The sequence below is a fragment of the Lactobacillus sp. C449L genome, from assembly GCF_059900815.1.
On record NZ_JBWXGA010000301.1, the window covers coordinates 1 to 437 of the forward strand.

Here is a 437-nt window from a genome sequence, read left to right on the forward strand (position 1 = left end):
GATAATGCCACACCTGCGGAACTCCGTAATCAAAGCCATTCCAAACTGCCAGACGATACAGGCCATTCTCCTAACCTTCCCGGCGTTTCCAGTTTCTTAGAACAACTAAAAAAACAACAGGAAGAGGAAAAACGAAAACAGGTGGGTACGACCAGTTTTGCCAAGTTAAAGGATAATCAATCAGGGGGGGATGGAGAATGGTAGCCTTTTTTGAAATGAAGGGTGTACCCTTTACCCGTGAGATTTTACCGAAGCATTTGTTTCACTCATCCAGCCAAAAGGAAGCATCTGCGCTATTAGAATATGCGGTCCAGCACCGTCAATTTTGTCTCTTAACTGGGGAAGCTGGAATGGGGAAATCGACGGCGATCCGGTCGTTGGTTCACCAATTAGACCCCATTCATTACCAATACCTTTATATATGTGAGTCTTCCTTG

General features: G+C 45.1%; 2 protein-coding genes. Both read left to right on the plus strand.

Features of this window, described 5'->3' with window-relative positions; genetic code table 11:
• The coding region (locus AC2JF9_RS09495; protein ID WP_500727280.1) for a hypothetical protein at positions 1 to 204 on the plus strand (204 nt) is incomplete at its 5' end.
• Between the two features lie 11 nt (positions 205 to 215).
• Positions 216 to 437: AAA family ATPase (locus AC2JF9_RS09500; RefSeq protein WP_500727283.1), on the plus strand; the 222-nt coding region annotated here is incomplete at its 3' end.